Consider the following 6,372-nt stretch of genomic DNA (forward strand, 5'->3'; position numbering starts at 1 on the left):
GTTAATTTTCCGCTAATGATCATGAGTTAGAGGTAGTCTTTGCTTTGCTACTGTATTTAGCAACAAGGTTTTTGGCATTTTCATCCGCGACAACGCCTGCTTTGGCCGTGACGATTTGATTACCCACCTTGTGAATAGCCTTGATGTTTTTAGCCAAGCGTTTTTGTTTAACGTTAAATACAAATTTCTGCGTCCACTGAAACTGCGTAAATTGAGTTTGAGGGCGTCCCAGCCAGTAGGCTACAAAATCACCTAGTTCGTGGTCAGAGAAGTCACTATCAATGATGCCTACTAGTTTAGCTAAATCTTGATACAAAGTTGCGTTTGGGGTCCAGTTTGCACTCATCTTTTGCCACTGTAAATGGAGCTGGCTGTAATCATCAGGTTTGATCATAAGTAAGGGTAAGGTAAGAATTTTTCCATTAAAACTCTTATTCAAATCAACCTCTTCGACAAAACTGACTAACTCAACATGAAGCAATTCTTTGATTAGGTTATTCACTTGTCGGCCAAGGTTGAATTTACTTTCTTTTGCATTGAGCATGCTTAATAGCGATTTGTAATTTAATGCGGGCGTATTACCTGTTGTTCTATCAACAGTGGGTCTCAAACCCATCAAATATAACACCCTGGCATCGTTGCTCACGGCTTGATTAAGTGCTTTTTGCTCTGCTTCGTTTAACCAGGTGTCCAATTGTTAACCTCTACTGCTTATCCAAGTTTCTAACCACTCCACGGCGGTGTTTTCTGGAATAGGGTGATGAAGTACATCAATATTTAGTGCTGGAGCATCCAATCTTGCACCACTGTTCTTTAATACTTGTTCCATTTTGGCTGCGCCATAACAAAAAGTGTCATAGCTACTGTCTCCCAATCCAATGACGATAAAAGATACATCGCTGACGTCTGTGGTTTCTATTTGCTTTGCGAAGCGCTGAATATTGTCTGGTAAATCACCTGCTCCATGAGTAGAGGTACAAATAATCCAAATAGCTGAATGAGAAATATCAGGTAAGTCGGGAGTCAAATGTACATTCGAAGCTAGTTGATGTTTACTCAATGTTTCCTGTAACGCTTCTGCAACGTATTCGCTGGCACCGAGCATGCTGCCGACAATTATTTCAAAATCTACCATTATTCTCTCTCGTTATTGACTGAACTCATTGTACCTTGCATAGATTGGCGCGACTACGTATTAACTCAAGGCATAAAAGAGATAGGCTGAAAAATATAAACAAGTAAAGTAAATTTAACCTAGTGTTTGCCATTAATCACTTCGTGACTAAGTTAATGATTAATCTGAGTGTTTTTTCAACATGATATGTCAAACAATAATAACGAGCCACGCTAGTCAGTGTGTCTCGATATAAAGTGGTTAGCTAGTACCGGCCTGTAGATTAGAGCGTGCTAAGAGTTTTATTTACCTATGCAGAAAGATGAGAATATCTTGCCTAGCAAGTCATCAGAACTGAATTCACCGGTTATTTCACTCAAATATGCTTGGGCTAGGCGCAGTTCTTCAGCTAACAACTCACCCGCTAGGTTGTCTTCTAATTGCTGCTTACCTAATAATAAATGCTCTTCTGCTCGCTCAATAGCATCAATATGGCGCCGCCTTGCGATGAATTGACCTTCATTTGATGAATGAAAACCCATGCATTCCTTAAGGTGCTCTGCCAGTACCTCTATGCCTTGTTTGTGACTCGCTGAGAGTTGGAAAACCGGATAGTCATCGTATTGTACCTTCCCAACATTTTCACCAGAGAGATCCGCTTTGTTACGAATAACGGTTAGCCCCATATTTTTCGGTAAGCGGCGCATAAATTCTGGCCAAATTTTATATGGGTCGTTTTCATGGGTTTCGGTACTGTCTAACATGAACAAAACACGATCTGCTTGCTCAATTTCCTGCCAAGCGCGTTCAATGCCAATGCGTTCTACTTCATCTGAGCTGTCTCTAAGGCCAGCAGTGTCGATAATATGCAGTGGCATGCCATCAATGTGGATGTGCTCTTTCAACACGTCACGTGTGGTGCCTGCTATTGCGGTAACAATTGCTGCGTCACGCCCCGCTAAAGCATTTAATAAACTTGATTTGCCTGCATTGGGTCGACCGGCAATAACAACGCGCATACCTTCTCGCAGCAAACTGCCTTGTCGGGCTTTGCTTTTTACTGAGCTTAATTGTTTCGTTATTGCCTTAAGGTCATTTTGTACTTTGCCGTCACTAAGAAAGTCGATTTCTTCGTCAGGGAAATCAATCGCTGCTTCAACGTATATACGCAAATGCGTTAGCAATTCAACAAGCGAGTTAATTTGTGTTGAAAATTCGCCCTGTAAAGAACGTAGAGCCCCGCGAGCGGCTTGCTCTGAACTGGCATCAATTAAATCCGCTATGGCCTCAGCCTGGGCTAAATCTAGTTTGTCGTTTAAATAGGCGCGTTCACTAAATTCACCTGGCCTTGCTAAACGCACATTAGGAACATGTAGAGTTGCTTTGATGAGCATATCCAAAACAACTTGGCCACCATGGCCTTGTAGTTCTAAAACATCCTCGCCAGTAAAGGAGTGGGGCGCTTTAAAGAATAACGCTATACCTTGGTCAAGCGGTTCGCCGGTATTGGACTTAAATGGTACGTATTGGGCATTACGAACGGGCGGTACATGCCCAATTAGTTGCTCGGCGACTTTTGCTGCTAGCGAGCCTGATACGCGCACTATTCCAACCCCGCCACGCCCACTTGCGGTTGCTTGGGCGACGATGGTGTCTTGGTCTGGAGTATTTTGCTCAACTGTCACGGTATTGCCTAATCTCGAAAATTGGTAAATTGTAAGGGTTGCTCTAGGTCACTGCTTTTCGCTAACGCCATGACTTGCTGTAAATCATCACGTTTTTTACCCGTGACACGCACTTGATCGCCCTGTATCGAAGCTTGCACTTTAATCTTGGCATCTTTTATCATCTTGATCAGCTTTTTGGCCACAGGCTGTTCAATGCCTTCTTTAAACGCGATAGCCTGTTTGTATATCTTACCTATGTGCTGAACGTCTTTTTCTTCAAAGGCTGCTGTATCTACGCCGCGTTTTACACAAGTGCCGCGCAAGATATCCAGCATTTGTTTTAACTGAAAATCACTATCACAAGACATAGTAACGATGTTTTCTTTAAGCTCGAAATTGGCTTCTACGCCACGAAAGTCAAAACGGGTGGAAAGCTCGCGGTTAGCGTTTTCGACGGCGTTTCTCACTTCTTCTAATTTAATTTCTGACACAATATCAAATGAGGGCATGTTGATTTCCTATTGATTAAATGAACACATTGTAATGCTAGGTGTGAATATAAAAAAGCCCGCCTACATAGTTGTGTAAGGCGGGCTATTTGCTTATAGAGAGTGGCGACTTACTTGGTTTTTAAACCGCGCTTCTCCATTGATGCATAAATGATCTTCGCCTGTATAAGGGTAATGATGTTACTGATTAACCAATATAGCACTAGACCTGCTGGGAATATAAAGAAGAACAAACTCATAGCCACAGGCATAAATTGCATTATTTTCTGCTGCATTGGGTCTGTCATCGTCATAGGTTGCAGCTTCTGTAGAAGGTACATACTAAGGCCAGTTAATATCGGTAGGACAAAGTAAGGGTCTTTAACAGACAAATCAGTGATCCAGAAAATGAAGTCAGCGTGACGTAATTCAACACTTTCTAACAACACCCAATACAAGGCTAAAAAGATAGGCATTTGTAAAAGAAGAGGGAAGCAACCACCCATAGGGTTTACCTTGTCTTTCTTGTACATTTCCATCATGGCTTGCTGCATCTTCTGCTTGTCGTCGCCATAACGTTCTTTCAACGCGTCCATTTTGGGTTTCAAGGCACGCATTTTTGCCATCGATTCATACTGTGCTTTCGTTAGTGGGTACATAGCGCCTTTAACGACGATAGTGATGAGGATGATAGAGAAACCCCAGTTACCAATTAAGCTGTGAATAAACTGCAAGAAGGCGAAGAGATATTTAGAAATCCACCACAGAAATCCGTAATCAACCGTTAAATCTAAGCCGCGCGCGATTTTTTCTAAGGTATCTTGGTCTTTAGGACCAAGGTAAAGTGAGCTTTGAATATCAACGCTTTGACCTGGTTCTATATCTACAGATTGACCAATAAAGCCGATAATCGCATTACCGTTCTGGGTCATTTTACTGTAGAGGCTATTAGTTTGGTCCTGTGGTGGTACCCACGCTGAAACAAAATAATGCTCAATCATTGCTGTCCAACCAGCAGGAGTTACTTGATTCAGGTTTTTGTCTTGCATGTCATCAAAGGAGTACTTCTCGTAACGCTCGTCTTCAGTGGAGAACGCGCCACCGCGATAAGTTGGCATAAACATGCTGCCGCCTTGATCCGCTGTACTTTGCTTTAACTGTCCGAACTGTTTAACACTTTTTACATCTGAAGAGGTATTCTCAACGTGATAATTTACTTTCACTTCGTGACTGTTTTTACTGAATATAAATTCTTTAGTCACGAGTAAACCGGATTTAGCTGTATACGTTAGAGGGACTGTCAGCGAGTCACCTTCCATAACGAAACTATCTTGGTTTACAGAATAAGTAGGTCGTGAGCCTTTATCTATTCCATTGGTACCGACCAATCCACTTTGAGCTACAAAAATCGTTGGGCCACTTGGGCGTAGTAAGCTATACGTACCCTGTGAACCTTGTTCAAGTGGATATTTAAGCAAGTTTGCTGAAATAACATCACCACCTTCGGTATTGATACTTAGTTGTAACGTGTCGGTAGTCACAGATATGACCTTACCAACTACGCTTTGAGTCGGTAGCGCACTTTTATTTGTTGGCGTAGCAATAGGTACATCGCCATTGCTATTTGGGGCATCGCTCCCCGCTGTTTGTTGACTTTCTACTGGCTGGGCAGGTTGAGGACCATAATCCACTTGCCATTGTTGCCATAAAAGAAAGCTGACCATGGCAAGGCCAATTAATAAAAAGCTGCGTTGGGATTCCATAAAATACTCTATATTAACTACATTATTAATTTAAGCCGTTTTGCCTAGGCGACGACCTTCATTCGATTGTAAATTTGTCCGTAATCTTTATACGGGGCAAATTCAAATATTTTAGTGCTTGTTTTGCTTCTTCTTGTCGGGCACCAGATCGATTCCACCAGAATGCAGCGGATGGCATTTTAGTATGCGTTTGATACTTAACCAACCACCAATTATGATTCCGTGTTGTTTTATTGCTTCAATTGCATAGTAAGAACAAGTTGGATGAAATCGACAGTTTTGCCCCAGCATGGGTGAAAGCCATAGCTGGTATAGTCTAATCAAACCTATTGGGATTTTTCGCAGCGCTTGGCTAACTTTTTCCATAACTTACTTAAAACTAGGAATAGTTCCTGATTCGAGAGCTTATCAAGCCCACTTTTACCAACCACTACTATATCAATGTTAGGTAAGCTTTGCTGATGATTGCGAAAACTTTCACGCACAATGCGTTTAATACGATTGCGATCGTGTGCTTTTTTGACACGTTTTTTAGCGACAGTTATTCCTAGTCTGGGATTAGGACTATCATTGTGACGAGCAAGTAATGTTAAGTTTGGGGATACGGCAGGAGTGGCATTTTTGAAAACAAATTCAAAGTGGGTGGGAGTTAAAAGTCTCAACTCCCGAGAAAATGAATTTTCACCCACTTTAAATGATTAAGCTGTTAAACGAGCACGGCCTTTAGCACGACGATTGGCAATAACCTTGCGGCCATTTTTAGTCGCCATACGGGCACGAAAACCGTGTGAACGCTTACGCTTTAAGTTACTTGGTTGAAAAGTTCTTTTCATGACCTAGTTCCGCTACATAAGGTTAAAAACAAATGAACACTTGCATGCTCAAAAAGGACGCTGAATTCTAGAGATCCGCCTAACGTTTGTCAATGAGTTATCGAGATCATTGTGTAATTAATGATCATCTAGCGTTTTTGATGGTCTTTGGGTAACTCGTCTATGCGTAGCTATTTTATCCACAGTTATTATTATTATTTAGGCTTAGTAGTGTTTCCTGGCTCGATTTTTGATTATATATTTAACTGTTCTGACTTTTATAATGCGAGCCTTAAATAATAATATGTATATAAAACAAAGTCTTATTGTTTTTTTAAAGAATATTTAAGCGATGCTGAAAAGGTTATTTTACTTATGCACAGTTTAGAGTGATAATTAACGCCTATTTTGCAAAGAATGCTGAATAATTAATCGCTTAAACTCAGTTTTTATTTTTTCGATATTTTTTTGTTGTCTTATTCGACTTGTTTTTTCCCCTTTATTTTGTTGGTTCGGAGTAGTTTTTTA

General features: G+C 41.1%; 8 protein-coding genes. All 8 read right to left on the reverse strand.

Features of this window, described 5'->3' with window-relative positions; genetic code table 11:
* Nucleotides 1-19: 19 nt before the first annotated feature.
* The 8 genes from AC0VYA_RS21920 to rpmH all read right to left on the reverse strand — a co-directional run bounded on the left by AC0VYA_RS21920 (nucleotide 20) and on the right by rpmH (nucleotide 5,865).
* Nucleotides 20-694 (reverse strand): DnaT-like ssDNA-binding domain-containing protein, encoded by a 675-nt coding sequence (locus tag AC0VYA_RS21920; RefSeq protein ID WP_011576986.1) that lies wholly within the window; start codon nucleotides 692-694, stop codon nucleotides 20-22.
* Between the two features lie 3 nt (nucleotides 695-697).
* Nucleotides 698-1,135 (reverse strand): FMN-binding protein MioC, encoded by a 438-nt coding sequence (mioC, locus tag AC0VYA_RS21925; RefSeq protein ID WP_475489664.1) that lies wholly within the window; start codon nucleotides 1,133-1,135, stop codon nucleotides 698-700.
* A gap of 281 nt (nucleotides 1,136-1,416) precedes the next feature.
* Nucleotides 1,417-2,799 carry a tRNA uridine-5-carboxymethylaminomethyl(34) synthesis GTPase MnmE gene (mnmE, locus tag AC0VYA_RS21930; RefSeq protein ID WP_475489665.1) on the reverse strand — a complete coding sequence of 461 codons (1,383 nt, stop codon included), beginning with the start codon at nucleotides 2,797-2,799 and terminating at the stop codon, nucleotides 1,417-1,419.
* Nucleotides 2,800-2,807: 8 nt separating this feature from the next.
* Nucleotides 2,808-3,290 (reverse strand): YajQ family cyclic di-GMP-binding protein, encoded by a 483-nt coding sequence (locus tag AC0VYA_RS21935; protein WP_475489666.1) that lies wholly within the window; start codon nucleotides 3,288-3,290, stop codon nucleotides 2,808-2,810.
* Nucleotides 3,291-3,400: 110 nt separating this feature from the next.
* Nucleotides 3,401-5,032 carry a membrane protein insertase YidC gene (yidC, locus tag AC0VYA_RS21940; protein ID WP_475489667.1) on the reverse strand — a complete coding sequence of 544 codons (1,632 nt, stop codon included), beginning with the start codon at nucleotides 5,030-5,032 and terminating at the stop codon, nucleotides 3,401-3,403.
* Nucleotides 5,033-5,143: 111 nt separating this feature from the next.
* Nucleotides 5,144-5,398 (reverse strand): membrane protein insertion efficiency factor YidD, encoded by a 255-nt coding sequence (gene yidD, locus AC0VYA_RS21945; RefSeq protein WP_011576991.1) that lies wholly within the window; start codon nucleotides 5,396-5,398, stop codon nucleotides 5,144-5,146.
* A complete protein-coding gene (rnpA, locus tag AC0VYA_RS21950; RefSeq protein ID WP_006994904.1) occupies nucleotides 5,359-5,721 on the reverse strand; it encodes a ribonuclease P protein component in 363 nt (120 codons plus the stop codon). Before rnpA ends, yidD begins: the two co-directional genes overlap by 40 nt.
* 9 nt (nucleotides 5,722-5,730) lie before the next feature.
* A complete protein-coding gene (rpmH, locus tag AC0VYA_RS21955) occupies nucleotides 5,731-5,865 on the reverse strand; it encodes a 50S ribosomal protein L34 (protein ID WP_006994903.1) in 135 nt (44 codons plus the stop codon).
* Nucleotides 5,866-6,372: the final 507 nt, after the last annotated feature.

This window comes from Paraglaciecola sp. QJM3NY_14, assembly GCF_056173245.1.